The sequence below is a fragment of the Sphaerisporangium rubeum genome (assembly GCF_014207705.1).
GTDB lineage: Bacteria > Actinomycetota > Actinomycetes > Streptosporangiales > Streptosporangiaceae > Sphaerisporangium > Sphaerisporangium rubeum.
In genome coordinates, this window is the sequence record NZ_JACHIU010000001.1 from 7,357,995 (window position 1) to 7,384,194 (window position 26,200).

The window sequence follows — 26,200 nt, forward strand, 5'->3', positions numbered from 1 at the left end:
AGTCATGGTAGATGGATTTTTTCCCCCACCGACCTGGTCGTTCGTGTTCCTGGTCCCTGGAACCCGGAGTACGCCGGAGCGTGGCGCTCAGACGTGCGGAGCGGCCTCCTCACCGGCGGGACGCTCCTTGACGGCCGGCTGCTGCTCGGCGGCCGGCTGCGTCTCGACCGCAGGCTCCTGGTCCGCAGCCGGCTGCTCCTCGGCGTCCGGACGCGACCTGCGCCGTACCCGGATGTTGAGCAGCTCGACGCACAGCGAGAACGCCATGGCGAAGTAGATGTAGCCCTTGGGGATGTGCTGGTCGAAGCCTTCCGCGATCAGCATGACGCCGATCAGCACGAGGAAGGCCAGCGCCAGCATCTTGATGCTCGGGTGGCTCTCCACGAACCGGCTGATCGGCCCGGACGCCACCAGCATCACCGCGACCGCGACGATCACCGCCGCGATCATGACACCGAGCTCGTCCACCATGCCGACCGCAGTGATCACCGAGTCGAGCGAGAACACGATGTCCAGCACCATGATCTGCGCGATCACCGACACGAACGACGCCGCGGCCCGGCCGCCGGCCTTGCCGTGACCGCCTTCCATGCTCTCGCCGATCTCGAACGCGCTCTTCCCCAGCAGGAAGAGCCCGCCGAGTAGCAAGATCAGATCACGTCCGGAGATCTCCTGCCCGACCACCTCGAAGAGCGGATCGGTCAGCCGCACCACCCAGGACAACGCGAACAGCAACGCCAGCCGGCTGATCAGCGCGAGCGCCAGCCCCAGCTTCCGCGCTCGATCCCGCTGCTCGGGAGGCAGCTTCCCCGCGAGGATCGAGATGAAGACGATGTTGTCGATCCCCAGCACGATCTCCAGGGCGACCAAGGTGAGAAACCCGATCCATATCCCCGGATCGGCCACCCAATCCATCTCGCCTCCTCTTGCATCACGACCCGTCCTCCACCGGCGGTGAACGACCCGAACGCGGACATTGAACTGTTGAACGCACAACCCACCCGGAGAGTTCGCCACCGGGCCGCCGAATTTCGGGCCGGCCTTCGACGGGATCCGGACGGCATGCCGGGACACGCCGCGATTCCCCACAAGGCACGTAGGGAGTTGCGAGGAAGGCGGGGTGCCGGGTTATAGTCCCGGTAGGTCATGAGTGCCAGCGCCAAGCCCCGGCTCGCTGGCCGGCAACCCTCGCGCTCGCGGCGGGGTGCCCCGGGTGAGGACCTGGTCCGGCGCGCGGTGCGCCGGTCAAGCGCGGGCTCCGTCGATCGACGCCACGACCGGGGTCCCATGACCCGAGGAGGCCGGCGTTGTCGCTCACCGTTCTCAGTTCCGTCCCCGCCACCCGCCCCGCCACCGGCCGCGCCGTGTCCGGCGAGCCGCACCGCACCCTGCCGGCACCCGGCCTCCCCGAGGTGCTCGGCGCCGACCTGCAGGTGCCGGTCAAAGGCGGACGGCTCCTGAACTACGCCAACCTCGACAACGCGGCCAGCGCGCCGTGCCTCGCCGCGGTGAACGACGCGGTGGCGGCGGCCCTGCCGGCGTACTCCAGCGTGCACCGAGGCGCCGGTTACGCTTCGCAGCTCACCACCGCGCGGTACGAGCAGGCCAGGCACACCGTGCGTTCGTTCGCAGGCGCGCGGCGCGACGACGCGGTGGTGTTCACCCGCAACACCACCGACGCGGCCAACCTGCTGGCGCGATGTCTCCCCGAGGGGACCACGGTGGTGGTGTTCGGCACCGAGCACCACGCGTCCCTGCTGCCGTGGCAGGACGCGGTACGGCTGCCGGCCCCCGAGTTCCCCGGCACGGCGATCCGGGCCGCCGACGACGCGCTCGCCGCGATCGACGGGCCGAAGCTGCTGGTGGTCACGGCCGCGTCCAACGTCACCGGCGAGTTGTGGCCGGTCGCGGCGCTCGCGCACATCGCGCACCGGCACGGCGCGCGGATCTTCGTGGACGCCGCGCAGCTCGTGCCGCACCGGCCGCTCAACATCACCGCGCTCGACATCGACTACGTGGCCTTCTCCGGCCACAAGTTGTACGCACCCTTCGGCGCCGGTGCGCTGATCGGCCGCTCCGACTGGCTGTCGGCCGCCGGGCCGTACCTGCGCGGCGGCGGTGCCTCCGCCGCGGTGACCCTGGACGAGACCGGCGAGGTCGGCACCGAGTGGAGCGCCGACCCCGAGCAGCGTCACGAGGCCGGCACCCCGAACGTCCTCGGCGCGATCGCTCTGGCCGCCGCCTGCGACACGCTCACCGCCACCGGCTGGACCCCGCTGATCAGGCACGAGGAGCGACTGCTCGCACGGCTGCGCGACGGCCTCGCCACGATCAAGGGGGTGCACGAGCTGTCCCTGTGGGGCCCCGGCCATCCCCGCGTCGGCATCGTCGCGTTCGTCGTCGAGGGCTGGACCGCACGCGAGGTCGCCGAGGCGCTGTCCGCCGAGTACGGCATCGGCGTCAGGGACGGCCGGTTCTGCGCGCATCTCCTCGTCGGCCACCTGCTCGGCGACGTGGGGCCGTGCGGCGCGTCGGGGGCCGTACGCGCGTCCATCGGCGCGGGGACCACCGTCGAGCACGTCGAGCGGCTGCTCACCGCGCTGGCAGATCTTGTCACCCGGCGGTGACGTGACAGCATGAGGGTATGACGGAACGTCCCGCAGGAGCCGCTCACCCCACCGAACGCGTCGTGGGCATCGGCGCCGGGGCCAAGGAGCTGGCGACCGAGGACATGATCCTCAACATCGGGCCGCAGCACCCGTCGACGCACGGCGTGCTGCGCCTGCGGCTCACCGTGGACGGCGAACGCATCGCCTCGTGCGAACCGATCATCGGCTACATGCACCGCGGCGCGGAGAAGCTGTTCGAGGTCCGCGACTACCGGCAGATCATCGTGCTGGCCAACCGGCACGACTGGCTGTCGGCGTTCGCCAACGAGCTCGGCGTGGTGCTCGCCGTGGAACGCATGCTCGGCATGGAGGTGCCGGTGCGCGCCGTGTGGGCCCGCATGCTGCTGGCCGAGCTCAACCGCGTGCTCAACCACCTGATGTTCCTCGGCTCCTACCCTCTCGAGCTCGGCGCGATCACCCCGGTGTTCTACGCCTTCCGGGAACGCGAGACGTTGCAGGCCGTCATGGAGGAGATCTCCGGCGGCCGCATGCACTACATGTTCAACCGTGTCGGCGGCCTCAAGGAGGACCTGCCGGAAGGCTGGCTGGACCGCACCTCGGCCGCGGTGGCCGAGGTGCGCCGCCGGCTCCCCGACATCGAGCGCCTGATCCACGGCAACGAGATCTTCCTGGCCCGCACCCGTGGCGTCGGCGTGCTGGACCAGGAAACGATCATGCAGTACGGCGTCAGCGGCCCCATCGCGCGAGCCTCCGGCGTCGATCTCGACCTGCGCCGCGACGAGCCGTACCTGGCCTACGACGAACTCCCCGTGAAGGTCGTCACCCGCTCGGCCGGCGACTGCCACTCACGTTTCGACGTGCTGCTCGAACAGGCCAAGGTGTCCCTGGACCTCGCCGACGCCTGCGTGGCCCGGCTGCGCGAACTCCCCCCCGGCCCCATCAACCAGCGCCTCCCCAAAGTGCTGAAGGTCCCCGAGGGCCACACCTACGCCTGGACCGAGTCGCCGCTCGGCCTGAACGGCTACTACCTGGTGTCCCGAGGCGAGAAGACCCCGTGGCGCCTGAAGCTGCGCAGCGCTTCGTACAACAACGTGCAGGTGTTGCGCGAGATGCTCCCCGGCCACCTGATCGCCGACATGGTGGCCATCCTCGGCTCGATGTTCTTCGTCGTCGGCGACATCGACAAGTGACCCCGGAAAGTTTCCCGCCGGAACGTTTAATCACCGCGCTCCGGTGAAGATGACCGGTGCGTGAAGGGACAGGGTGAAGATCAGGGTGGCTCCAAAGTCGGGGGGCCCGGCAGGCGCCGGGCCCCCCGACTTGTGTCCCGGGGCCGTCCGACGAGAATCCACGAGTCTCCGGACCACCTGCGACACCCCTGGCAGACCTGCGCCTGTCACAGCCGACCCACCGTGAGAAGCACCGCCTCTCAGAGGACCACGCCCTCCCCCTCGACCGGTCACCGCCATCCCCGGCGGTGATCGCAACACGGCGAGGCCCGGTCAGAGACGTCACCTGCCAGGTCGCCGGTGGTGAGCGGTCAGGGACGGCTCTCCTCGTCCGGGGACTTCGGGACGCGGCAGCAGTGCTCCAGGTACAGGGCCGCGCAGATCAGGATCACGCAGGCGATCAAAGATCCGCCGGCCAGGAAGAAGTCACGGCGCGGGGTGTCCTGGTCGAGCAGCGGCAGCACGTACAGCACGAATCCCGCGAAGATGCCGCCGCACACGGCCCCGACGTGCGCGGACGCCTTGGCGAGGGCCGCGAGCCGCGCCACCGCCAGCGGCTCGACCGGCTTGGTACCCGGTTCACGCCGGATGCGGGCCCGCGTCATGTACCCGCTGAAGGCCTCACCGACGGCGAGCAGGAGCACCGTGGGAATGGCGGTCCAGGGGACGGTGGGGAGACTGGAGTAGACCTGCTGCAGCACCACCCACGTAAGCGCCGCGACACCCGCCAGCACCAGAACGAGCACCCCGGGACGACTCGGCGTCACCAGCCCCACCTTTCCTCAAGCCACAACGGCACGCTCAGTGCGTCCCTCTACCTGCCCTCACACCAGACCAACGGGAAACCCACCGTCCCTTTCTCCCACGCCACCCACCGAATTCGGATCATCCGTCTCCGCGTGCTCTCGTACCGGGACGGCTGAGGCTCCTCGGCAGCGGATAACGTCCAAACGTGGCGGGTGGCCGGGATCAGCCCGGAGGTTGCAACGGGAGGTCGGTGCGGAGCCAGATGCCTTTCTGGTCGAGGCCGCTCAGCAGTGCGGCCACGGAGCCCCGGCCGGGGAGGGTGGCTTCGCGGTCGATCTGGGCCCATGGGGCCAGCACGAACGCGCGCTCGTGGGCCAGCGGGTGGGGGAGGGTGAGCTCGGGGTCGTCGGACATGAGTTCACCGACCATGATGACGTCGACGTCCAAGGTGCGCGGGCCCCACGGCTCGTCGCGGACCCTGCCGAAGGCGGTCTCCACACCGAGCGAGCGCTCCAGGATGGCTCGCGGGCCGAGGGTCATCGTCTGGCCGATCACCACGGCGTTGAAGTAGTTGCGTTGATCAGGCGGACCTCCCATCGGCTCGGTCTCGTACACCGGGGACACCGCGACGAACTCCAGGCCAGGCGCGTCGAACAACGCGTCGACCGCGCCTTGCAGGGTCTCGTACCGGTGACCGACGTTACTGCCGAGCGCGAGCACGACCTTCATCACCGCCTCCTCCTCACTGTCACGACCACGTCGTCGAACGGGACGGGGACCGGCGCGGCGGGCTTGTGGACGGCCACCTCGACCTCCTCGACGAGCTCGTCGGCGAGGCAGGCCGCGGCCAGGCGATGGGCCAGCGTCTCGATGAGGTTCACCGGATCGCCCTCGACGATCCGGGTGAGCCGCACCGCCAGCTCACCGTAGTCGACCGTCTTGGCGAGGTCGTCGCTCACCGCCGCGGGCACGGTGTCCAGGTGGAGCGTCACATCCACCACGAACTCCTGCCCGAGCTCCCGCTCGGCCGGCAGGCAGCCATGCCGCCCCCTGGCCCGCAGCCCGGCCAGCCGCACGGTGTCGCTCACCGGCCCGGTCACCAGGACACTCCCGAGCCGGCCACGCCACCGCCGATCCTTGTGCGTGTCACCGGGCCGGCCACCAGATCGGCCCGAGAGCCGGCCACCAGATCGGCCCGAGAGCCGGTTCCTGCGATCCGGTGGGTGGCGGCGCCATGTGCCGGCGGGGTCATTCCTCGGACTCCTCGTCGTCGTCGCCTTGCAGCACCGGTGAGCCGTGGTGGAACCAGAGCTTCCAGCCGGCCGAGGTGCGGACGAAGGTGTTGGTGGCGACGACGCGGCCCGCGGCGAACGTGGCGTCCTCGCTGTCGGCCGCGGTGAGGATGTTCTCCGCGCAGGTGACCACGGCGACGTCACCGAGCACCGTGGTGCGCACGTCGGTCAGCACGAACTGGATGTACGGCGTGTTGGCCATGATCAGGGCCCAGGAGCGGAGCACCTCGCCGCGGCCGGTGAGCATGGGCCAGCCGGGGTGCACGCACATCGCCACCCGGCCCGGCTGGTCCTCGGCCCACAGCTCGGTCATCTTGTCCAGGTCGCCGCTCTCGATCGAGCTGTAGAACTCCTCGTTGAGCTTCTCGACGTCGGCGGACGTGGTGCTCATCGGACCCCCTCACCGGCGCGCCACGCGGCGGCGACCCGCACCGCGTCGGCATTGGCCCGCACCTGGTGGACGCGGACGCACCAGGCGCCGGCGTGCGCTGCCAGCGCGGTCACCGCGAGCGTGGCGTCGTCGCTGCCGCTGAACGGCCTCGGAGCACCGTCGGGCCCGGCCAGCAGCCTGCCGAGGAAGCGTTTTCGGGACGCGCCGACGATCACGGGGTGGCCGAGCTCGTTGAGCTTGCCGATGGCGGCCAGCAGGGACCAGTTGTGCTCGGCGTGCTTGGCGAAGCCCAGGCCGGGGTCGATGATGATCTGGCTCTCCGCGACGCCTTCGGCGAGCACGGAGTCGACCCGTTTGCGTAGCTCCTCGGCCACCTCGGTGACGACGTCGGCGTACACGGCGCGCGACTCCATGTCCTGGCTGTGGCCGCGCCAGTGCATCACGACATACGGCACACCGGCCGCGCCGACCACACGAGGCATCGCGGGGTCGGCGAGACCACCGCTGACGTCGTTGACCAGCGCGGCGCCTGCGGCCACCGCGGCCTCGGCCACCTCGGCCCGCATCGTGTCGACGCTGACCGTCACACCCTCCTGGACGAGCGCGCGGATCACCGGCTCGACACGGCGCAGCTCCTCAGGCAGGGAGACCCGTGCCGCGCCGGGACGGGTGGACTCGCCGCCGACGTCGACGATGTCGGCACCCTGCTCGACCAGTTGGAGCCCATGGCGCACCGCCACCTCGGGGTCGAACCACTCGCCGCCGTCGGAGAAGGAATCGGGGGTGACGTTGACCACACCCATGACAAGGCAACGACCTGCCTCAGGCAACCCAGGGACCGTCCATGTGGTCATGGCGTCCAGCCTAGGCGGTTCCCCCGGCCCCGCCATGCCGTGGGTCCGCCTTGTGGATAACGAATCGACCCCGCGCGCGCCGCCAGGGAGTGCCGGACGGAAGATCGGCCGGACGGCGATCGACAGATCTCGACCCGGCGGTCAAACCGCACCGCGAGCGCCGCCGGCAGGCCGGGCCGGCGAGCAGCCGGGGCCCGGGTCAGCGGCGGCCAAGGATGAGGGAGCCGATCCGTGTCCGTGCAGGCGCGCACATACTCTCGCTGCTCGTCGGTGAGGGAGAGCCCTCGGGGCCCCGGCCCGGGGTCAGCGGCGGCCGAGGATGAGGGCCATGGCCTCGGCGCGGGTCTTCTCGCTGTCGCGGAAGTCGCCGCGTACCGCCGAGGTGATGGTCTTGGCGCCGGGTTTGCGCACGCCGCGCATGGTCATGCACAGGTGCTCGGCCTCGATCACGACGATCACGCCGCGCGGCGCGAGCACGCTCATGAGCGCGTCGGCGATCTGCGACGTCATGCGCTCCTGGACCTGCGGACGGCGCGCGTAGACGTCCACCAGCCTGGCGAGCTTGGACAGGCCGGTGATCTGGCCCTTGTCGTTCGGCACGTAGCCGACGTGCGCGACGCCGTGGAACGGCACCAGATGGTGCTCGCAGGTGGAGAACACCTCGATGTCCTTCACGAGCACCATCTCGTCGTGGTCGGCGTCGAAGACGGTCGTCAGGACGTCCTCAGGAGCCTGGCCGAGCCCGGCGAACTGCTCGGCGTACGCACGGGCCACCCGCGAAGGAGTGTCGAGAAGGCCGTCGCGATCCGGATCCTCACCGATGGCGATGAGGATCTCGCGGACGGCCTTCTCGATCCGCTCGGAGTCGACCATGAGCGGTTCGGTCACTCGTCAGACCTCGTCCTGCGGCGTGGGACGGTCGTTGCCGCCGAGCAGCCCCGGCTGGATGGGAGTGGCCGCCTGGATGGCGCTCTTGCCGTTCCCCGCCATCTCGCGCGGGGTCAGGATCGGCGGCCGGTCGGACGGCAGCCGCTTGCCGTACCCGGAGTACGAAGGACGCTTCTCCTTCACGACGACCGGCTCGAAGATCTGGAGCACCTGCTCGCGGGACAGCGTCTCCTTGTCCATGAGCTCCAGCACGAGGTTGTCGAGCACGTCGCGGTACTGGACGAGGATCTCCCAGGCCTGGTCGTGACCGGCCTCGATGAGCCGGCGAACCTCCTCGTCGATCGTGGAGGCGATCTTCTCGGAGTAGTCGCGCTCGTGGCCCATGTCGCGGCCGAGGAAGACCTCGCTGTTACCCGAGCCGAACTTGCGCGCACCGAGGTGCTCGCTCATGCCGTACTCGGTCACCATGCGGCGAGCGATCGACGTGGCCTTCTCGATGTCGTTGGCCGCGCCGGTGGTGGGCTCGTGGAACACCAGCTCCTCGGCGGTGCGTCCGCCGAGCAGCATGGCGAGCTGGTCGAGCATCTCGGAGCGGGTGGCGAGGAACTTGTCCTCCATGGGGAGGGTCATCGTGTAGCCGAGCGCGCGGCCACGGGACAAGATGGTGATCTTGTGTACCGGGTCGGAGTTGGGCAGCGCGTGCGCGACCAGCGCGTGGCCGCCCTCGTGGTACGCGATGATCTTCTTTTCCTGGTCGGACATGACGCGGCTGCGGCGCTCGGGACCGGCCATCACGCGGTCGATGGACTCCTCGAGCAGAGCCATCGTGATGAGCTTCTGGTCCTGCCTGGCCGTGAGCAGCGCCGCCTCGTTGATGACGTTGGCGAGGTCCGCGCCGGTGAAGCCGGGGGTGCGGCGCGCGATGACGTCGAGGTCGACGTCCTGAGCGAAGGGCTTGCCGCGCGCGTGCACCCGCAGGATGCCCTTGCGGCCCTCGAGGTCGGGCCGGTCGATGACGACCTGGCGGTCGAAGCGGCCCGGACGCAGCAGCGCGGGGTCGAGGATGTCGGGCCGGTTGGTGGCCGCGATCAGGATGACGCCGCCCTTGACGTCGAAACCGTCCATCTCGACCAGAAGCTGGTTGAGGGTCTGCTCGCGCTCGTCGTGGCCGCCGCCGAGCCCGGCCCCGCGGTGCCGGCCGACGGCGTCGATCTCGTCGATGAAGATGATCGCCGGAGCGTTGGCCTTGGCCTGCTCGAACAGGTCGCGGACCCGGGAGGCGCCGACACCGACGAACATCTCGACGAAGTCGGAGCCGGAGATGGAGTAGAACGGCACCCCCGCCTCACCCGCGACCGCGCGGGCGAGCAGGGTCTTGCCGGTGCCCGGCGGGCCGTACAGCAGCACACCCTTGGGGATCTTGGCGCCGATGGCCTGGAACTTGGCCGGGGCCTGGAGGAACTCCTTGATCTCCTGGAGCTCCTCGATGGCCTCGTCGGCCCCCGCGACGTCGGCGAAGGTGGTCTTCGGGGTGTCCTTGGTGATCAGCTTGGCCTTGGACTTGCCGAAGTTCATCACCCGAGAGCCGCCGCCCTGCATCTGGTTCATGATGAACAGGAAGATCAGGACGATGACGACGATCGGCAGGAAGCTGACCAGCAGCCCGACCAGGAAGTTCTCGGTCGGCACGGTGACCTTGTATCCGCCGGGGAGGCGGCCGGCGTCGGCCTGCGCCTGGAGCTGCTTCTGCAGCTCGACACCCTGGCCCTGCACCCAGTTCGCGAAGAAGCGGTCCTCACCGTCGATCTTCGTCTTCGTCTTGATCTCGATCCGCTGGTCCTTGTCGACGATTACCGCGTTGTCGACGGTGCCCTTCTGGATCTGGCTGATGACGAACGAAGTGTCCCTCTGGGCATAGTTGCTGTTGCCGCTCCAGAACGTGGAGGCCAGGAGGAGCAGCACCACGATGCCCAGGATCCACAGCAGTGGCCCACGTGTAAATCGCTTGAGATCCATCCGATGCGGAACCCCTGCGGGCCCGTCCCTTCCCTCAGCACGGCCTGGCCCCGGGCGAACCCGGGGGTAGCGGCATCCCGAACCGCTCCCTCGTGAAACCCCAGGGAGCGCGGGCTCCCCGGAAGATCCGAAGGTACACCGGAAGGCCGCGCAGGGTCACTGCGCCGGCGCACCGGCTTTGTCCTACCAACGTACGCCAGGGAGTCCCGTGTTCCCCACGAGGAGGCGGAAAAACGGGGCATCACCCCAGTTGGCGAATGCCCGCTTCGCTCAGGGCTTACTCCGGACTGTAGACATGGCGGGCGAGCGTGCCGATGAAAGGCAGATTGCGGAACCGCTCGGCGTAGTCGAGGCCGTAACCGATCACGAACTCGTTGGGGATGTCGAAACCGACATATTTCACATCGATCGGGACCTTCACCGCCTCTGGCTTGCGGAGCAGCGTGCAGATCTCCACGGAGGCGGGACGGCGGGACCTGAGGTTGTGGATCAGCCACGACAGGGTCAGGCCGGAGTCGATGATGTCCTCCACGACGAGGACGTGCCGGTCGGCGATGTCGGTGTCGAGGTCCTTGAGAGTGCGCACGACGCCGGACGACTTGGTGCCCGCGCCGTACGACGACACGGCCATCCAGTCCATCTGGACCTCGATGTGCAGGGCACGTGCGAGGTCCGCCATGACCATGACGGCGCCTTTGAGCACCCCGACGATGAGGAGGTTCTTGCCCGCGTAGTCCTCGTCTATCTGCCCGGCGAGCTCCTTGATCTTGGTCTGGAGTTCTTCCTCGGAGATGAGGACCTTTTCCAGGTCCCTGCCCATGTCGGCTGCGTCCACCAGGGATTTTCCTTCACGAGACGGTGCTGGCGAATATCAGGGTGCCATACCGCCGTACGACTCCCACCCCCCCGGGTAGCTCTACCAGGCGCTGGCCCCGCCACGCGGTCACCAGCCGCTCCACCTGCTCGATGTGCGCGGCCCCGAGCGCGGCCCGGTCCGCACCCGCGTCGAGCGCGGCCCGCAGGATCACCCTGCGGCGCACCGCGCCGGGCAGGTCACCCAGGTCCGCGGCCCTCAGCCCCTCGCCGAGCGAGCGGGCCCGCGCGTACACCTCGTCGGCCCACAGGTCGAGCGCATCCGCGTCGTCCCTGCACAGCGAGGCCGTCCTCGCCAGCGCCTCGGCCACCCCCGGGCCTATCGCGCGCTCCAGGACCGGCAGGACCTCGTGCCGTACCCTCACCCTGGTGTAAGCGGGATCCTCGTTGTGCGGATCGTCCCACGGCACGAGACCCAGGGCTTCGCACGCCGCTCTGGTGGTCGCGCGGCTGATCTTCAGCAGCGGCCTGCGGTAGATCCCCGAAACGGCCGGCATCCCCGCCAGCGACCGCGTCCCGCTCCCCCGCGCGAGCCGCATCAGCACCGTCTCGGCCTGGTCGTCCAATGTGTGCCCGAGCAGCACCGCACTGGCTCCCAACCTGACCGCCGCCTCCCCCAGCGCCGCGTACCGCGCCTGCCGCGCCGCCGCCTCCGGCCCCCCTTCCCTGCCGACCGAGACCGTCAGCACCTCGGCCGGATCAAGCCCGAGCTCCTTCCCCACCCGCACGACGTCCCGAGCCCGCTCCGCCGACCCCTCCTGCAGCCCATGATCGACACTCACCACCCCCACCCGCATCCCCACCCGAGCCCCCACGAACCCCACCCCCGCCGCCAACGCCAGCGAGTCCCCACCCCCACTACAAGCCACCAACACCAGAGCACCCTCCGGCACCCCGTCGAGCACCCCTCGAACAGCCCGGCGAATCTCAGCCACGGCAGGATGCGGCCCCATCCCCCTAGTCTCCCCCACCGGTTCACCACCGCAGGCCGTCGCCGGAATCGCCGTGCCACGTCCCGCCGCGGTGCCACGTAAGGGACCTGCTCAATGCCGCGGCGAGAGGCGACGGGACGGTGGTGGGTGGGGTGGGTCAGCTGTGGCCGTTGGGGCTGGGGAGTTCTTTGGGGGTGCCTACTCGGGTCAGCCAGAGGGTGGGGTCGGCTATTTCGGTGTGGGTGGGGAGGGTTTCTGGGGAGTGCCAGACTCGGTTGAAGCCGTCTATGCCGATTTCGTTCACCACCTGGCGGACGAAGGTGGAGCCTTCGGCGTATTGCTTCATCTTGAGGTCGACACCAAGGAGGCGGCGGATGGTGCGGTCGAGGCGGGAGCCGCCTTCTCTGCGGTGCTGGAACTTGGCGCGGATCTCGGCCACCGAGGGGACCACGGAGGGGCCCACGGCGTCCATGACGTAGTCGCCGTGGCCTTCGACCAGGGTCATCACGGCGGTCAGGCGGGAGAGGATCTCTTTTTGCTCGGGGGTCTGGATGGCGTCGATCAGGTTGCCCTCGCCGCCCTTGATGGCGTCGGCCACGGCGTCGGAGGCGGCGCGCAGGCGTTCCAGCATGGTGCCGAGGTCGAGGTCGGAGGCCAGCAGGAACTCGGTCATCTGGCCGCGGACGTACTCCCTCAGCCAGGGGACACCGGTGAACTGCACGCGGTGGGTCTCCTCGTGGAGGCAGACCCAGAGGCGGAAGTCGCGGGGGACGACGCCTAGCTCGCGCTCGGTGTGGACGATGTTGGGGGCGACCAGGGTGAGCCGGCCGGTGGGTGCCTGGCCGCTCGGGTCGGGGGGGAGGAACAGCTCGTACTGGCCGAGCACGCGGGCCGCCAGGAAGGCCAGCACCGCGCCTACCTCGACTCCGGTGACCCGGGACCCCACGGCGCCGACTATGGCGGGGATCTGGGATCGCCGTTCGTTGACCTTCTCGGTCAGTGGCTCAAGGACGACGCGGAAACCGTCGACGTTGGCCCTGATCCAGCCGGGACGGTCGACGACGGTGGCCTCGACGGGGGCCGCGGCGCCGTTGATGCGCGCGAACTCCTGGACGTGCACCTCGGCTTCTCTGGAAAGCCGCCTGAGCTCCTGGACGGCATGCCTGGCCTCCTCTCGGCTCACCTGCGGACCTGGACGGACAAGACGGACACCGGTCGCGACGGCCAGGTCCCAGTCGATCACCTGCATGTTCACCACCGTACGTCGCGCGGCGTGTTCATGAGCAGCCGCATCGGGAGACGAGGGTGGCGAGCCGGTCGAGCGCGGCCATGGCGCCCTGCGGATCGGCCACATCGTCGGCCATGAAAGCGAACGCGACAAGCCGGCCGTCGGTGGTCCTCGCCAGGCCGGTGAGTGTGTTCACCCCGTTCAAGGTGCCCGTTTTGGCGCGCACCATGCCCGCACCCTGCCGCGTGTCGGACCGGCCGTACCGGTTGCCCAGCGTGCCGGTGAAACCCGCCACAGGCAGTCCGCTGATCGCCGACCGGAGGTGCGGGTTGCCCGGCGCGGCGGCCAGGGACACGAGCCGCGCGAGCGCCGCCGGTGTGATGCGGTTGCGTGTGGAAAGGCCGCTCCCGTCGTAGGTGGTGATCCCCTGCGCGGCGCCGAGCTTCTTCAAGATCGCCTGTACGGCCTGCGAGCCGCCGGCGAAGCTGCCCGGCCTGCCCTCCTTGATCGCGACAAGATGGGTCAGTGCTTCCGCCATGTCGTTGTCGCTCACGGTGAGCATGTGCTCGACCAGCTCGTACACCGGCGCCGACTCGACCTTGGCCAGCTCCCCGGCCCCCGAGGCGGCCCGCTCGCGCTTGACCGGCCCTGCCACCTTCACGCCGCTCTTGGCCAGCAGGGTGCGGAACGCGCCGGCGGTGGCCCCCGCCGGGTCGGGATACCTGGCGTCCTTGCCCGGGTTCACCCGTCCCTCGTCCATGGTGAGCGCGGACACCGGCGCGACGCTGCCTTCGGGGACGTACCCGGGTTTCCACCCCGGCGCGGTCCTCGGACCGGAGAACAGCGAGTCGTCGTAGCTCAGGGTGACCGATGTCACTCCCTGCTCCTTGAGCGCCTTGGCGGTGCGCGCGGCCAGCGTGGCGAGCGTGGCGGTCCGCGGATATCCACCCTTGTCCGCCTTGGGCCCGGCAAGCATCACGTCGCCACCGCCGACCAGGACGATCGACCGGCCCTTCCCCGAGACCACCCGTGTGGTGATCTTGGTGTCGGGACCGAGGGACGTGAGCGCGGCGACGGCCGTCACCACTTTGGTGGTGGACGCCGGAGTGAGACCCTGGTCGGCGCGGCTGCCGAACAACCGGTCGCCGCTGGCGACGTCGACCGCCACCGCGGCGACGTTCCCGCCGAGCGCGCGGTCCCCGAGCGCCGGAGCGAGCCTCGCCCCGAGCGCGGCCTTGGCAGGGGCGGCTCCCTGGCTTTCCGGCGCGAGCACCGGTTCTGACGTCACAATGGGCACGGGAGCGCGGGTGGGGGAGGCCGCCACGGCGGGGGGACGGCGTGTCGTACCCAGCGTGTCGCCGGCGAGCAGGGACGCGCCGGCGGCCGCGGCGAACACCTGCAGGGCGGCGAGCGTCGCCACAGCGACCAAGCGTTCGCGGTGCACCACGTCACCGGCCCCTTTCCCGCATGCGTCATCCTGGATATACGCCTACGAGACATTAATGCCCATCCGGGACTGCCCGGTGGGCTGAGCGGAGGAACCGCGGTGGAGTTCGACGTTGTCGTTGAGATCCCGAAAGGGCAACGCAACAAGTACGAGGTGGATCACAAGACGGGCCGCATCCGGCTGGACCGCTTGCTGTTCACCTCCACGCAGTACCCCGCCGACTACGGCTTCATCGAGAACACCCTCGGTGAGGACGGCGACCCGCTCGACGCGCTCGTGCTGCTGCAGGAGCCGACGTTCCCCGGTTGCCTCATCAGTTGCCGCGCGGTCGGCATGTTCCGCATGACGGACGAGAAAGGCGGGGACGACAAGGTGCTGTGCGTCCCGGCGACCGACCCGCGCATGGAGCACATCCGGGACATCCATCACGTGCCGGAGTTCGACCGGCTGGAGATCCAGCACTTCTTCGAGGTCTACAAGGATCTGGAGCCCGGCAAGTCCGTCGAGGGTGCCAACTGGGTGGGACGTGTGGAGGCCGAGGTCGAGATCCAGCGCTCCATCAAGCGGCATCTCGACTCACCGGACGCCGTGCACTGACGGCGCTCAGGCCAGGCGCAGGAGCCGGGTGATCCAGGGCCGTGACTCGCCTGGCGGCGGGAGCGGCCCACGGGGGTAGGTGAAGACCGGCGCGTCGTGGCCGTGGGTGGCGTGGAGCTCGGCGGCCTTGTACCAGTCGGCCACCGTGCGGGTCACGGCCCACGCGGCGCCGAGCGCGGGACGGGCCGCCTGGTGACGTTCCCAGATCCGCGTGAGGGTCACGGTGGCCTGCGCGGCGGTGAAGCCGTCGTCGGGGTAGGCGGTGCCCGCGAGGTACGGCGCGGTCACCTGGCCGGCGAGGCGGGTGTCGAGCACCCAGGTCCAGTTGGCGACGACCAGGCCGAGCACAGGGCCGGGGACGGCGGCGGCGGCGCCGTACATGAGCTGCTGCCGTGCCCCGGAGAGCCGGCAGCCCGGCCAGAGCCAGCCGATGTCATCGGGGACGCCGGCGCCGGCCAGCCATGCCAGCACGGCCAGCCCGCGTGCGGTCTGCAGGCGGCACAGCTCAAGGACGTCCCTCGATGTGCGCGGCGCCGGCCCGAGCCACACCGGCCAGTCGGCCCGGTGCACCCGCGGCGCGAGCCCGGCCAGCCCGGGTGGGACCGGCCGGGGGTACACCCGCGTGCCGAGGTGCGGATCGTCCCTGATCGTGTACGCGACCCGCGGCGGATCGCGTCGGACGTGTGTCAGCCGCGTGACCACGGCAGGAAGGCCCGGCCCGTCTCCGGGGTGCCGTGCGGGAACGGCCACCGCGCCGAGATCTGGCGGTGGCCGGCCGTGGGAAAGGCCCCGTGGCGGTGCCCGCCGAACCAGGGTGACCGGGTGACGGCGCCGAAGGACGGCGCGGCGCGGCGGGGGACGTGGGCCGGGGTGGCCGCAGGAGTGGCGCAGGTGTGCCGGCCCTTGGGGGTGCCGTGACGGCGCAGCGGAGAGGTTGAGGCGGACGGGGCCGGCGGGGTCATGGTCGGTGGAGCGGTGGGGAGGGCCGCGGTCGGGGTCGTCGAGGGAGACGTGGGGGCCAGGGTCGCCGACGGTGCCGGCCGCGGGGTGACGCGAGGCGGCGCCGTCGGCGTGCGGCGGACCGGCGGCGGCACCGGGACGGCCGGCACGGCCGTCGGCCCCGTGGGGTGGCGCACGGCGACGGGGACCACGACCTGGTGGCGTCTCGCGGTGGCGGAGGGAGCGACCGGGGTCAGGGTCGGCCGGCCGGCGGCCGGGGTGCCGGTACCCGGTGCGGTGCCGGAACGGCCGGCCTCGGCCGTGGGGTCGCCGGCGCGGGGAAGGCCGGTGACGCCGCGGCCGGGGATCGCGCCGGAGACCGGCTCGGCGGCCCCGCTGATCTCGTTGACGAGCACTAGGGCGGTGGTGACGATCGCGATCGCCGCCACAGTGCCAGCAAGTAACCGAGGACGGTGCCGCGGCCCGGCGTCCGGCATGGGAAACCCGTCACCGTCCAGCAGACCGGCACGGCGCGCGACGAAGCGACGGTACGGCACGAGCTCGGGGTCGATGAAGCAGCTCATCACCCGCACGCGCAGGGTCTCGGGCAGCTCGGGGGCCGGCAGCAGCGCGAAGATCTCGGCCGCGGACATCTGCCGCTCGCCGTACGGCGCGCAGCGCTCGCACTCGCCGACGTGGAGGAGCAGCAGAGCGCGTCTTTCGTCGTCCAGAGCGTCTCCGTGCTCGGCGTGCAGCAACGCGTCACGGTCGGCGCAGACCCCCGCCGGGGCCCGCGCGGCGATCTCGGCCATGACGAGGTCCTGCAGCCGCAGCGACGCGGTGTCGCGCAGCTCCTCGGCCTGCTCGGGTGAGATCGCGAGCAGGGCCGGCAGCTCGGTCTCGGGGATGTCGTGCCGGGTGAGCAGGTCGAGGACCTCGCGCTCGTCCTCCGGCATGCCGTCGACCGCCGCGATCGCCACCTGCCGCATGCCGGCGTCGTCGGTCGCCGCGGACACCGGCATGCCCGGCACCGTGGCGTCCGTGGCGGGGTCCCTGTCGCCGGGGTCGCCGGGGTCGCCGGGGTCGCCGGGGTCGCCGGTGTGCGGGACCTGCCTGCGGCGCAGGCACTCGCCTCTCGCCAGTGCGTACAGCCAGACGCGGAGCCTGTCGTGGTCGGCGAGCGCGTGGACGTGCGCCTCCGCCGCGATCAGTGTGTCGCGCAGCGCGACTCCGGCACCGTCGATGTTGTGGAGCATGGCCCAGGCGTAGCGGTAGATGCCCTCGGCGTAGGTGTCGTAGAGGGTGGCGAGAGCACCGGGATCGCGGGCACGCAGAGCCTCGACCAGGTCGCTGTCATTCATGTGACCGACAGTAAATGCTTGGTAACTGGTCGCTCCAGCTTTTCCCGCAGGTTGACCGGTGTTGTGTTAAGACCGTGATGAAGAGAGCCGAACACGTGGCGGATATTTCTCCACTACCGTCATCAGCACGGCGAAACGGCCATTCGCCGCACCTGCTCAGACATCCGCGAGATGCTGATATCGCCGTCTTCAAACCCCTTTAACGGCACGATTTACCGCATGTTTTACGACATGGCATTGGCATTGAGAATTATTCATGGTCGCGCACCGGTCACGGCAGGGGGTGCAGGCCCGCCTCCGCGCATCCCCGGAGCAGCCGTTCCAGGCCGAACGCCTCCACCGGCCCCACCGCGCCGGGCCCCGACACCCCGTCGGCCGTCGCCGCGATGGCACCCCACGCGAGGACCCGCGCGGTCACCTCGTACGGGTCCCCCCCGCTGAGCTCCACCGACGCGAGCCGGTTCCCCTCGGCGTCGTACGCCTCGGCCACCGCCGTCGTGGACAGACCGGACACCGCAGGCGGGCCGTCACGGTCGGCCGAGCGGATCACGCGGTCGGCCACCGCCTCAGTGACGCGCTTGGCGCCGGGAACGGCAGCGACGTACGGAGTGGCGCGGGCCATCACTCCGGCGGCCCGGGTGAAACCGCCGAGCCAGCCCATGTAGACATTGATCTCGCGCAGCCGGGAATGGGTGCGCGGAAGCGCGAAATGCTCCAGTGCGCCGATGGACAACCCTGGCCGCTTGCGGCCGTTCACGAGAAAAACTCGAGTACGACCGTGCTGGTGCATGATCCGGCCGTCCCGGAAACTGTACATGGGCTCCAGCATGGCCCCCAGTGCCGACGCGCGAGTTCCCGTGCTGGCCCGCCGAGCGATATTCCCCTGCACGAAATAGCCGATGTCCACCCGCACCGCGTCGTCGCCGGCCTTCTTCAGCGCGAGCGCCGCGGCGATCGTCCCCGGCACGTAGTCGTAGCCGAACGCGGTGACCAGTGTGGCGCCGGCCGCGGCGGCTGCCGGACCGTACCGCTGGAAGATCCGCCGGATGAACGTCGGCTCACCGGCCGAGTCCAGATACACCGCGCCGGCCTGGATGGCCGCCTCGACCGCCGGCTCACCCCAGCGCGTGAACGGCCCCACCGTGGAGATGAGCACACCGCCGGGCCGTACGAGCCGCCGCAGCGTGGCCGGCCGGTCGACGTCCGCCACCGCGGTGGGAAGTTCCACAGGAAGGGAGGACGCCAGTTCCTCGAGCCGCACCGGGTCGCGGCCCGCGAGCACGGGCTGTGCGCCGTACGCCAGCAGGGCCCGCGCGGTGAGCCGCCCGGTGTACCCGGTGGCGCCGAAAAGGACAATCCGGGGGGACGTCATGTAAGTACCGTAACTCCCCGAGCTTTTCAAGATCCAGAGCGGGGCCGCGGGGTCACCCCGCGGAGCCGCGACCGCCGTTCCGGCGCTCACGGCCGGTGATCCTCCGGCATGGCCTGATTCCCCCGGTCGTTGGCGAACGGCGGCGACTTCGGCTTGGCCGCCGGCGCGGACACCGCGCCGCTCAGCGCCAGTTCCTCGTACGGCCGCGCGCTCGACCCCCAGGTGCGCGCCGCGATCTCGGTGCGCGCCACCGGCCCCACGCCGTTCAGCCCCTCCACGGTGAGCACGAACCGCCGCGGCGCGCCGGTGCGCACGTCGTCGACGTACGTGCTCGCGCCGCCGAGCAGCCTGCCGTCCTTGTCCCGCAGCAACGCCGTCACCACCAGGCTCGTCGCGGCCTTCTGGTACGGGTTGGCCACGGCCCCGGTCACGAGGTACGAGCCGTTGCCGAGCTTCTCGGTGTTGGCGGCCGAGATGGGGAACGGCACGAACGCGGACGGTATGCGCGCCGCACGCCGCCACCTCGGCTGCGTGAAGGTCAGCTTGACCTGCACGGGCCGCGCCGAAGCGATGGCCTGGCCGCTGAACTTCAGCACGCCGGACGGCGGCACGGCATCCAGCGGCTGCTCGGTGCGCACCACCTCCTTGCCGGCGGCGTCCTTGCCGATCACGGTCGCCGCGACGTTCTCGCCGAAGTGCCACCGGTTGGGGTTGCCGACGACGCCGGCCCAGTTGACCACGAAACCCGCGGTCCCCTGGGTGACTGCGGAGGTCTGCTCCTTGATCACGAGCGGCTTCATCGCGTTCTTCGGCACGGATTCGTCCGCGCCGCCGCACCCGGCGAGCAGCGCCGCCACCGCGGCGAGCCCGAGGCCGAGTCCGCGTGCTGTCGTCTTTCGACTACGCTGGGTCACAAGGCCGTCATAGCCCGGTTAGTCGGACGTGACTCCTCCGACACGCGCCGATCTGGCGAAGTTTTACGGTTCCAAACCGACGAAACCACCCGGCCTGTGCTCAACAGGTCAACGGCGGCGCACCACCCGGGCCTCGTCCCAGACCGGTTCCGAGGACTCGTACACCCGGCCGTCGGAGCCGAAGACCAGGTAGCGGTCGAAGTCCGCCGCGAACCACCGGTCGTGCGTCACGGCGAGCACTGTGCCGTCGAACTGGTTCAGGCCGTCCTGCAGCGCCTCGGCGCTCGCCAGGTCGAGGTTGTCGGTCGGCTCGTCGAGCAGCAGCAGCGTCGCGCCGGACAGTTCCAGCAGCAGGATCTGCAGCCGGGCCTGCTGTCCGCCTGACAGGGTCTCGAACCGCTGCTCGGCGACGCCGCCGGCCAGCTCGTAGCGGGCCAGGGCCTTCATCGCCTCGTTCTTCAGCCTGGCGTGCTCGGTCATCACGATCTCGCACGGCGTGCGTCCCCGCAGCTCGGGCCGCGCGTGGGTCTGCGCGAAGTGGCCGGGGACGACGCGCGCGCCGAGCCGCAGGACGCCGTTGTGCGCGACCTGCTCGCCGCCGGTCAGGCGCAAGAAGTGCGACTTGCCCGAGCCGTTGGACCCGAGCACCGCCACCCGCTCGCCGTACCAGACCTCCAGGTCGAACGGCCGCATCAGCCCCGTGAGCTCCAGACCCTCGCAGATGACGGCCCGTTTGCCGGTGCGGCCGCCACGCAGCCGCATGCTGATCTCCTGGTCCTTGGGGGCGAGCTCGGGTGGCCCGGCGTCCTCGAACTTGCGCAGCCGTGTCTGCGCGGCGTGGTAGGCGGCGGACATGCCGTCGTTGTACGTCGCCTTCTGCCTGAGCATGACGACCAGGCGCTTGAGCTTGGCGTGCTCCTCGTCCCAGCGGCGGCGCAGCTCGTCGAGGCGCGCGTTGCGCTCGCGGCGCGCCTCGGCGTACGTCGCGAAGCCCCCGCCGTGGATCCACACCCCGCCGGACTCGACGGTGACGATGCGGTCGGCGGCGTTGGCCAGCAACTGTCGGTCGTGCGACACCATCAGCACCGTCTTGGTGGTCTCGCGCAGCGCCTGTTCGAGCCACAGCTTGCCCGGCACGTCGAGGTAGTTGTCCGGCTCGTCGAGCAGGAGCGTGCCGTCGGGACCGCGCAGCAGCGCCTCCAGCACCAGCCGTTTCTGCTCGCCGCCGGACAGCGTGTCGACCTCGCGGTACTTCACGTTGTCGTACGGCGCGCCGAGCGCCGCCATCGTGCAGGTGTCCCAGAGGACCTCGATGTCGTACCCGCCGGCGTCGGTGTAGTCGGTGATCGCCTGCGCGTAGCGCATCTGCGTCTTGACGTCGTCGCGCTCCGTCATGGCGAGCTCGGCGTCCTCAAGGCGCCGCGCCGCCTCGCGCACACGGCCGGGTGCCACCGACAGGAGCAACTGGTGCACACTGCTGCCGTCGCGCAGGCCGCCGATGAACTGGCGCATCACGCCGAGCCCGCCGGAGCTGGTGACGCCGCCCTCCACGGGACGGATGTCCCCCGCGATCAGGCGCATCAGCGTGGTCTTGCCCGCGCCGTTCGGGCCGACGAGCGCGGCCTTCACACCCTCGCCGATCCGGAAGGAGACTTCGTTGAGCAACGGCCGCCCGTCCGGCAGCACGTAGGTCAGGCGTCCCACCTCGACATGCCCCACGACGATCCCCTCCACTGTTCCTCGCGGAGAGTACCTAGCGCGACCGGCCCGACGCATCCCGATATCCACAGCAGCCGAAAATCCCTTTCCTTCTGTGGCTCCTGGACCGTAGGGTCGCGGCCATGAAGCGACGCCGACATTGATCTAGACCTGAGGCGGGCCTGGCCCGCAGGTTGTACGCGTACCGGTTCCTCGAAGACTTCGTGTTGCTGTATCCGGTCTACGCGTTGCTCTTCGCCGAGCACGGGCTGTCCACGGCCGAGATCTCCTCGCTTTTCGTCATCTGGTCGGTGACGTCGTTCGTCGTCGAGATCCCTTCCGGCATGTGGGCCGACACGTTCTCGCGCCGCCGCCTGGTGGTGGCCGGGCCGTTGCTGACCGCCGTGGGGTTCGGGCTGTGGACGTTCCTGCCCTCCTATCTCGTGTTCGCGGCCGGCTTCGTGCTGTGGGGAACGGGTAACGCGCTGAGCTCCGGTGCGCTTGAGGCTCTGGTCTACGAGGAGCTGGACCGTCTCGGCGCGGCGGGTTCCTACGCGCGGCTCATCGGACGATCGCATGCCATCGGCACCACCGCCGTGCTGGCCGCGACCGCGCTGGCCGCTCCGGTCATCGCCGTAGGCGGGTACACCGCACTCGGCGTCGCCAGCGTGGCGGTGCTCGTGATGAGCGGGCTGGCGGGGCTCATGCTGCCGGAGTCCCGCTCACCCGGCGAGGCGGAGGACGGCTATCTCGCGGTGCTGCGTGAAGGGTTGCGTGAGGCACGGCGCGAGCCCGCCGCCGCCGGCGCCCTTGTCCTGCTGGTGGTGCTCATGGGGGTGGGCTCGCTCGACGAGTACATCCCGCTGCTGGCCTCGGCGACCGGCGTGAGCGCGGCCACCGTGCCGCTGCTGATGCTGCTCGAGACCGCCGCGGCCACCGCCGGCGGGTGGTTCGCCGGACGCGGTGTCCGCTGGACGGCGCCGGTGCTCGCCGCCGCCGCGCTGTGCCTGGCGGCGGGGGCCTGGAGCGGCCGTCCCGGTGGACTGGCGCTGGTGGGGGCCGCGTACGGCGTCTTCCAGTGGGCGACGTCCAATGCCGAGGCGCGGCTGCAGGACGCCATCGGCGACCGGGCCAGAGCCACCGTCACGTCGATGGCGGGGTTCGGCTCCGAGGTGTTCGCGCTCCTGGCGTACGCGTCCTTCGCTCTCGGTTCCACCTGGAGCGGCCCGGGGCCGCTGTTCGCGCTGGCCGCCGCGCCGTACCTGCTCGTCGCGGCGACCCTGTGGCTCCGCGGCCGTTCCCGGACGTGACAGGATTCCCCTCATCGATATCGCCGGGACGGGTGTCACCAGGGGAGGCCAGTGTGGATGACGATGACTACGTCCCCGTCGGTGAGGCCCTGAGCGGGCTGACGGTCGCTCCGCTGCCTGAGGGGTGGACGGCGCTCGGCGCCATCGTCCTGGTCAAGTGTTTCGACGAGGAGGGCCGCTCATCGTGGGCCTTCCGCCGGACCGACGGGCTCAACGACGAGGAACTGCTCGGCGCGCTCACCGTGCGTACCGACCTGCTGCGCCGTGAGCTGCTCGACGCCTACACCTCCGACGACGAAGAGGACGACTGAGCGCCACGCGCCGTCCCGGCTCCGCGTGCCGCGGAGCCGGGACGTGTGCTCAGCAGTAGCCGAGCATGGTGGTCAGCGCGGACTTCTCCGAGCTCTGCAGGCTCAGCCCGTAGTAGTACTTCACCTGGATCCAGGCGCGCGCGTAGGTGCACCAGAACGCGGTGCGCGACGGCTTCCACGTGCTCGGGTCCTGGTCGCCCTTGGCCTGGTTGACGTTGTCGGTCACGGCCCACAGCTCGGGCCCGCCGAGGTCGTTGGCGTACTCCTGGCGCCTCGCGGTCGTCCAGCTCCACGCTCCCGAGCGCCAGGCCTCGGCCAGCGGGACCATGTGGTCGATGTCGACGTCGGACGCCTGGGTCCACGTCGCGCCGTCGTACGGGCTGTACCAGCTTCCCGACGTGGCGGCGCACGAGGAGTCGGTGACGACGCCGGTGCCGTCCCGCTTGAGCACCGACTCTCGCGTGTTGCAGGCGCCGGAGATGGTGATCCAGTGCGGGAAAAGGTCGCGGTTGTACGTCGACTGGTGGGACTCGGCCGTCACGGTGAGCGTGGCGAGGCGCGCGGCGGCGGTGCTCGCGGAGGGGATGTTGGGTGGCGTGGCGGACGCCGGCCCGGCGGTGAGGGTGAGGGTGAGGATCAGGACGGTGAGGGCGGCGATGACGCCGGCGAAGGCTCGCCTCACGGGGCTTCTCCTTGCCGTCCGCCGTTCCGGCCAGGCTGGGGGCTGGCAGCGAACGGAACGGTCAGACAGCTCGGAGAGTCGCTAAGTTCCTGAAGTCATGAAATATCAGACATTGATTGGTCAGACCTGTCAGATTTAGAGAAAATCGCCCTTAACCTGGCACCACATGACGTTGGCCTGGCGCGATGCCGCTACGCACTCGTTCCCGGGGCCGCCGGCCTTCGGAGTACGGCACATGAAAATCTCGTTAACGCAGGTGGGCCCCTGTTTTCTCCGTCCCCCTGGTCACCGCCGCCACAATCGTTCATCTTAGAAATCCCCATATAAGACGAAGCGCGGAGGACGGCATGGACGACTACGGCGTCACCGGTTCACGAGTAGACCTGGAGATGACCGTCCCCCTGCCTCCTGCGCGCCTCTGGGATCTGATCACCGAGATCCCCCGCATCAGCGACTGGAGCCCCGAGTGCCGCCACATCGGCTGGCTCGAACCCGTCACCGCGGAACCACGCCTGGGTTCCCGCTTCCAGTGCCGCAACCTTCGCCAGGACGCCGCCTGGACCACCACGTCCACCATCACCGAGCTCGACCCGCCTCGCGCCTTCGCCTGGATCGTCCTCGACGACCGCGATCCGGCTCTTCCTTCTTCCACCTGGCGCTACGAGCTGGAACCCGCCGCGTCCGCCACGCAGACCCTGGTGCGCCACAGCTTCGTCCACGGCCCCGGCCGGAGCCTGCTGCGCGACTACATCGAAGCCGGCCCGGAGAGCGCGTCGATCATCCTGGAGGTCCGCCTCACCGAACTGCGCACCCACATGACCCAGACACTCGACGCGATGGTCGCATCCGCCGGAGGCCAGGACACCGTGCCATGAACAGGACGATGGCCCGCACACATCACAGTCTCAGGACACCTGATGTGCTGAAATTTTCACATGGGGACAAAGTTTCATTCCGGTCCCGCCTGCGGCGATAGGGTTCGCGGACCCAAGGCGAGGTGACCGGCTCTTCTGGAGACCCGGCGATGCTTCCTACTATCCGAGCAGTGGGAGCGCTCCCACATACCCCTCGGACGGAGTATTCATGTCTCGCAGAAGGTCACTGGTGACCGCCATCGTGACAGCGGCCGCCACGGCCGCGGCGGGGATGGCGATCTTCACCCCTGCCGCCCAGGCCGCCGATTCGGTGTACTACACCGATCCCACAACGAGCGCCGCCAAGTGGGTGGCCGCGAACCCCAACGACAGCAAGACCGCCGTGATCCGGGACCGGATCGCCGCCGTCCCGCAGGGCCGCTGGTACGCCAGCTACAACCCCAGCACCGTCCGCAGCGAGGTGAACTCCTACGTCAGCGCCGCCGCGTCGGCCGGCAAGATCCCGATCATGGTCGTCTACGAGATGCCGAACCGCGACTGCGGCGGCCCGAGCGCCGGTGGCGCACCCGACCACTCGTCCTACCGCGCCTGGATCGACCAGGTGGCGCTCGGCCTCGGCGGCCGTCCCGCCATCATCATCCTGGAGCCGGACGCGCTCGCGATCATGCCGAACTGCATGAACGCCTCGCAGCAGAACGAGGTCAAGGCCTCGATGGCGTACGCCGGCAAGAAGTTCCGCTCCACGTCGTCCCAGGTCAAGGTGTTCTTCGACATCGGCCACGACGCCTGGGTCAACGCCGGTGAGGCCGCGAGCCGCCTCAACGGCGCGGACATCTCCAACAGCGCCGACGGCATCGCGGTGAACGTCTCGAACTACCGGTCCACCCCCGGCCTGGTGTCGTACGCCAAGAGCGTGCTGTCCGCGATCGGCAACTCCCGGCTGAAGGCCGTCATCGACACCAGCCGCAACGGCAACGGGCCGCAGGGCAGCGAATGGTGCGACCCGGGTGGCCGCGCCACCGGCACCTGGAGCACCAACCAGACCGGCGACTCCCAGATCGAGGCCTACCTGTGGGTGAAGCCCCCGGGTGAGTCCGACGGCTGCATCGCCCCCGCCGGGCAGTTCGTGCCGCAGCGGGCCTACGACCTGGCCATCGCCGCGCCGCCTCCCACCAACACCCCCACCCCGACCCCGCCGCGTACGCCGACCCCCACCCCCACCCCCACTCCCACGCCGACCCCGACCCCCACGCCGACTCCGACCCCGACCGGTGGCGCGGGCTGCACCGCGACCTTCTCGCTCACCAACTCGTGGTCCGGCGGCTTCCAGGGTGAGGTCACCGTGCGCAACGGCTCCTCGGCCATCCGCGGCTGGCGCGTCCAGTGGACGTTCTCCGGTGGCCAGACCATCACGCAGGTCTGGAACGGCACCCTCAGCGGCAGCGGCGGCTCCGTCACGGTGACCAACGCCAGCTACAACGGCAACCTCGGTTCCGGCGCGACGACCAACTTCGGGTTCCTCGCCAACGGCAACAGCCAGACCCCGTCCTCGCTCACCTGCACCGGCACCACCTGATCCCGCTTCACTTCCGGGCCCTCGCGCGCACGCGCGGG

25 protein-coding genes and 1 riboswitch are annotated in these 26,200 nt (G+C 70.2%); of the genes, 7 read left to right on the plus strand and 18 right to left on the minus strand.

All coding sequences use genetic code 11. The features are described 5' to 3' along the window. Positions 1–87 precede the first annotated feature (87 nt). A complete protein-coding gene (locus BJ992_RS31275; protein ID WP_184987116.1) occupies positions 88–915 on the minus strand; it encodes a TerC family protein in 828 nt (275 codons plus the stop codon). 227 nt (positions 916–1,142) lie between these two features. Next, a riboswitch (SAM riboswitch) is annotated at positions 1,143–1,258 on the plus strand. A gap of 49 nt (positions 1,259–1,307) precedes the next feature. Here BJ992_RS31275 and BJ992_RS31280 point away from each other — a divergent pair. Further along, on the plus strand, positions 1,308–2,627 hold the full coding sequence (locus BJ992_RS31280) for an aminotransferase class V-fold PLP-dependent enzyme (protein WP_425503715.1): 1,320 nt from the start codon (positions 1,308–1,310) through the stop codon (positions 2,625–2,627). A gap of 17 nt (positions 2,628–2,644) precedes the next feature. Beyond that, positions 2,645–3,820, plus strand: coding sequence for an NADH-quinone oxidoreductase subunit D (locus BJ992_RS31285; RefSeq protein ID WP_184987118.1), 1,176 nt, complete (start codon positions 2,645–2,647; stop codon positions 3,818–3,820). A 350-nt stretch (positions 3,821–4,170) separates the two neighbouring features. Here the strand turns inward: BJ992_RS31285 and BJ992_RS31290 are convergent, their stop codons facing one another. From BJ992_RS31290 to dacB, 11 genes are all read right to left on the minus strand, one after another. After that, complete coding sequence (locus BJ992_RS31290) at positions 4,171–4,626, minus strand: DUF3180 family protein (protein WP_184987120.1); 456 nt, start codon at positions 4,624–4,626, stop codon at positions 4,171–4,173. Between the two features lie 202 nt (positions 4,627–4,828). Continuing rightward, a complete protein-coding gene (folK, locus tag BJ992_RS31295) occupies positions 4,829–5,335 on the minus strand; it encodes a 2-amino-4-hydroxy-6-hydroxymethyldihydropteridine diphosphokinase (protein ID WP_184987122.1) in 507 nt (168 codons plus the stop codon). Continuing rightward, positions 5,335–5,706, minus strand: a complete 372-nt coding sequence (gene folB, locus BJ992_RS31300) for a dihydroneopterin aldolase (protein WP_343072948.1) — start codon at positions 5,704–5,706, stop codon at positions 5,335–5,337. Before folB ends, folK begins: the two co-directional genes overlap by 1 nt. Before the next feature lie 148 nt (positions 5,707–5,854). Then, complete coding sequence (locus BJ992_RS31305) at positions 5,855–6,289, minus strand: nuclear transport factor 2 family protein (protein ID WP_184987124.1); 435 nt, start codon at positions 6,287–6,289, stop codon at positions 5,855–5,857. Next, on the minus strand, positions 6,286–7,143 hold the full coding sequence (gene folP, locus BJ992_RS31310; protein ID WP_246496835.1) for a dihydropteroate synthase: 858 nt from the start codon (positions 7,141–7,143) through the stop codon (positions 6,286–6,288). The genes BJ992_RS31305 and folP overlap by 4 nt, the downstream gene beginning before the upstream one ends. A gap of 303 nt (positions 7,144–7,446) precedes the next feature. After that, the gene (gene folE / locus BJ992_RS31315; RefSeq protein ID WP_184989418.1) at positions 7,447–8,016 is read right to left on the minus strand and encodes a GTP cyclohydrolase I FolE; all 570 of its coding nucleotides are present in this window, start codon (positions 8,014–8,016) and stop codon (positions 7,447–7,449) included. An 18-nt stretch (positions 8,017–8,034) separates the two neighbouring features. Next, entirely contained in the window at positions 8,035–10,047 is a 2,013-nt protein-coding gene (gene ftsH, locus BJ992_RS31320) for an ATP-dependent zinc metalloprotease FtsH (RefSeq protein WP_184987126.1), read from the minus strand. Positions 10,048–10,324: 277 nt separating this feature from the next. Next, positions 10,325–10,882: a hypoxanthine phosphoribosyltransferase gene (hpt, locus tag BJ992_RS31325; RefSeq protein ID WP_184987128.1), complete on the minus strand. Its 558-nt coding sequence runs from the start codon at positions 10,880–10,882 to the stop codon at positions 10,325–10,327. Positions 10,883–10,895: 13 nt separating this feature from the next. Continuing rightward, on the minus strand, positions 10,896–11,873 hold the full coding sequence (tilS, locus tag BJ992_RS31330) for a tRNA lysidine(34) synthetase TilS (protein ID WP_184987130.1): 978 nt from the start codon (positions 11,871–11,873) through the stop codon (positions 10,896–10,898). A gap of 136 nt (positions 11,874–12,009) precedes the next feature. After that, entirely contained in the window at positions 12,010–13,101 is a 1,092-nt protein-coding gene (locus tag BJ992_RS31335; RefSeq protein ID WP_184987132.1) for a zinc-dependent metalloprotease, read from the minus strand. A 28-nt stretch (positions 13,102–13,129) separates the two neighbouring features. Next, positions 13,130–14,500 carry a D-alanyl-D-alanine carboxypeptidase/D-alanyl-D-alanine endopeptidase gene (gene dacB / locus BJ992_RS31340; RefSeq protein ID WP_343072949.1) on the minus strand — a complete coding sequence of 457 codons (1,371 nt, stop codon included), beginning with the start codon at positions 14,498–14,500 and terminating at the stop codon, positions 13,130–13,132. A 126-nt stretch (positions 14,501–14,626) separates the two neighbouring features. Between dacB and BJ992_RS31345 the strand changes: the two genes are divergently transcribed. Next, a complete protein-coding gene (locus tag BJ992_RS31345; protein WP_184987136.1) occupies positions 14,627–15,124 on the plus strand; it encodes an inorganic diphosphatase in 498 nt (165 codons plus the stop codon). Between the two features lie 6 nt (positions 15,125–15,130). Here BJ992_RS31345 and BJ992_RS31350 read toward each other — a convergent pair whose 3' ends face one another. From BJ992_RS31350 to BJ992_RS31370, 5 genes are all read right to left on the minus strand, one after another. Then, on the minus strand, positions 15,131–15,826 hold the full coding sequence (locus BJ992_RS31350) for a hypothetical protein (protein WP_184987138.1): 696 nt from the start codon (positions 15,824–15,826) through the stop codon (positions 15,131–15,133). Then, complete coding sequence (locus BJ992_RS31355) at positions 15,811–17,424, minus strand: sigma-70 family RNA polymerase sigma factor (RefSeq protein WP_184987140.1); 1,614 nt, start codon at positions 17,422–17,424, stop codon at positions 15,811–15,813. The genes BJ992_RS31350 and BJ992_RS31355 overlap by 16 nt, the downstream gene beginning before the upstream one ends. Before the next feature lie 271 nt (positions 17,425–17,695). After that, the gene (locus BJ992_RS31360; protein WP_184987142.1) at positions 17,696–18,796 is read right to left on the minus strand and encodes a saccharopine dehydrogenase family protein; all 1,101 of its coding nucleotides are present in this window, start codon (positions 18,794–18,796) and stop codon (positions 17,696–17,698) included. A gap of 86 nt (positions 18,797–18,882) precedes the next feature. Further along, positions 18,883–19,710: an FxLYD domain-containing protein gene (locus tag BJ992_RS31365; protein ID WP_184987144.1), complete on the minus strand. Its 828-nt coding sequence runs from the start codon at positions 19,708–19,710 to the stop codon at positions 18,883–18,885. A gap of 108 nt (positions 19,711–19,818) precedes the next feature. Then, positions 19,819–21,429, minus strand: a complete 1,611-nt coding sequence (locus tag BJ992_RS31370) for an ABC-F family ATP-binding cassette domain-containing protein (protein ID WP_343073001.1) — start codon at positions 21,427–21,429, stop codon at positions 19,819–19,821. 203 nt (positions 21,430–21,632) lie between these two features. Between BJ992_RS31370 and BJ992_RS31375 the strand changes: the two genes are divergently transcribed. Together BJ992_RS31375 and BJ992_RS31380 are read left to right on the plus strand one after the other, a co-directional pair. After that, on the plus strand, positions 21,633–22,718 hold the full coding sequence (locus tag BJ992_RS31375) for an MFS transporter (protein ID WP_343072950.1): 1,086 nt from the start codon (positions 21,633–21,635) through the stop codon (positions 22,716–22,718). A 53-nt stretch (positions 22,719–22,771) separates the two neighbouring features. Then, positions 22,772–23,029, plus strand: coding sequence for a hypothetical protein (locus BJ992_RS31380; RefSeq protein WP_184987146.1), 258 nt, complete (start codon positions 22,772–22,774; stop codon positions 23,027–23,029). A gap of 49 nt (positions 23,030–23,078) precedes the next feature. Here BJ992_RS31380 and BJ992_RS31385 read toward each other — a convergent pair whose 3' ends face one another. Then, positions 23,079–23,711, minus strand: a complete 633-nt coding sequence (locus BJ992_RS31385) for a GmrSD restriction endonuclease domain-containing protein (RefSeq protein ID WP_184987148.1) — start codon at positions 23,709–23,711, stop codon at positions 23,079–23,081. Positions 23,712–24,058: 347 nt separating this feature from the next. On the opposite strand from BJ992_RS31385, the gene BJ992_RS31390 reads away from it, so the two are divergent. Both BJ992_RS31390 and BJ992_RS31395 read left to right on the plus strand, forming a co-directional pair. Next, entirely contained in the window at positions 24,059–24,586 is a 528-nt protein-coding gene (locus BJ992_RS31390) for an SRPBCC family protein (RefSeq protein WP_184987150.1), read from the plus strand. Between the two features lie 208 nt (positions 24,587–24,794). Further along, entirely contained in the window at positions 24,795–26,162 is a 1,368-nt protein-coding gene (locus tag BJ992_RS31395) for a glycoside hydrolase family 6 protein (RefSeq protein WP_184987152.1), read from the plus strand. The last annotated feature ends 38 nt before the right edge of the window (positions 26,163–26,200 follow it).

Bases quoted from the DNA above. Each gene is read 5' to 3' on its own strand.
- BJ992_RS31275 (WP_184987116.1), bottom strand. From the start codon at position 915: ATGGATTGGGTGGCCGATCCGGGGATATGGATCGGGTTTCTCACCTTG.
- BJ992_RS31285 (WP_184987118.1), top strand. From the start codon at position 2,645: ATGACGGAACGTCCCGCAGGAGCCGCTCACCCCACCGAACGCGTCGTG.
- folK (WP_184987122.1), bottom strand. From the start codon at position 5,335: ATGAAGGTCGTGCTCGCGCTCGGCAGTAACGTCGGTCACCGGTACGAG.
- BJ992_RS31305 (WP_184987124.1), bottom strand. From the start codon at position 6,289: ATGAGCACCACGTCCGCCGACGTCGAGAAGCTCAACGAGGAGTTCTAC.
- folP (WP_246496835.1), bottom strand. From the start codon at position 7,143: ATGACCACATGGACGGTCCCTGGGTTGCCTGAGGCAGGTCGTTGCCTT.
- folE (WP_184989418.1), bottom strand. From the start codon at position 8,016: ATGGTCGACTCCGAGCGGATCGAGAAGGCCGTCCGCGAGATCCTCATC.
- ftsH (WP_184987126.1), bottom strand. From the start codon at position 10,047: ATGGATCTCAAGCGATTTACACGTGGGCCACTGCTGTGGATCCTGGGC.
- tilS (WP_184987130.1), bottom strand. From the start codon at position 11,873: ATGGGGCCGCATCCTGCCGTGGCTGAGATTCGCCGGGCTGTTCGAGGG.
- BJ992_RS31335 (WP_184987132.1), bottom strand. From the start codon at position 13,101: ATGCAGGTGATCGACTGGGACCTGGCCGTCGCGACCGGTGTCCGTCTT.
- BJ992_RS31355 (WP_184987140.1), bottom strand. From the start codon at position 17,424: ATGAATGACAGCGACCTGGTCGAGGCTCTGCGTGCCCGCGATCCCGGT.
- BJ992_RS31360 (WP_184987142.1), bottom strand. From the start codon at position 18,796: ATGACGTCCCCCCGGATTGTCCTTTTCGGCGCCACCGGGTACACCGGG.
- BJ992_RS31390 (WP_184987150.1), top strand. From the start codon at position 24,059: ATGGACGACTACGGCGTCACCGGTTCACGAGTAGACCTGGAGATGACC.
- BJ992_RS31395 (WP_184987152.1), top strand. From the start codon at position 24,795: ATGTCTCGCAGAAGGTCACTGGTGACCGCCATCGTGACAGCGGCCGCC.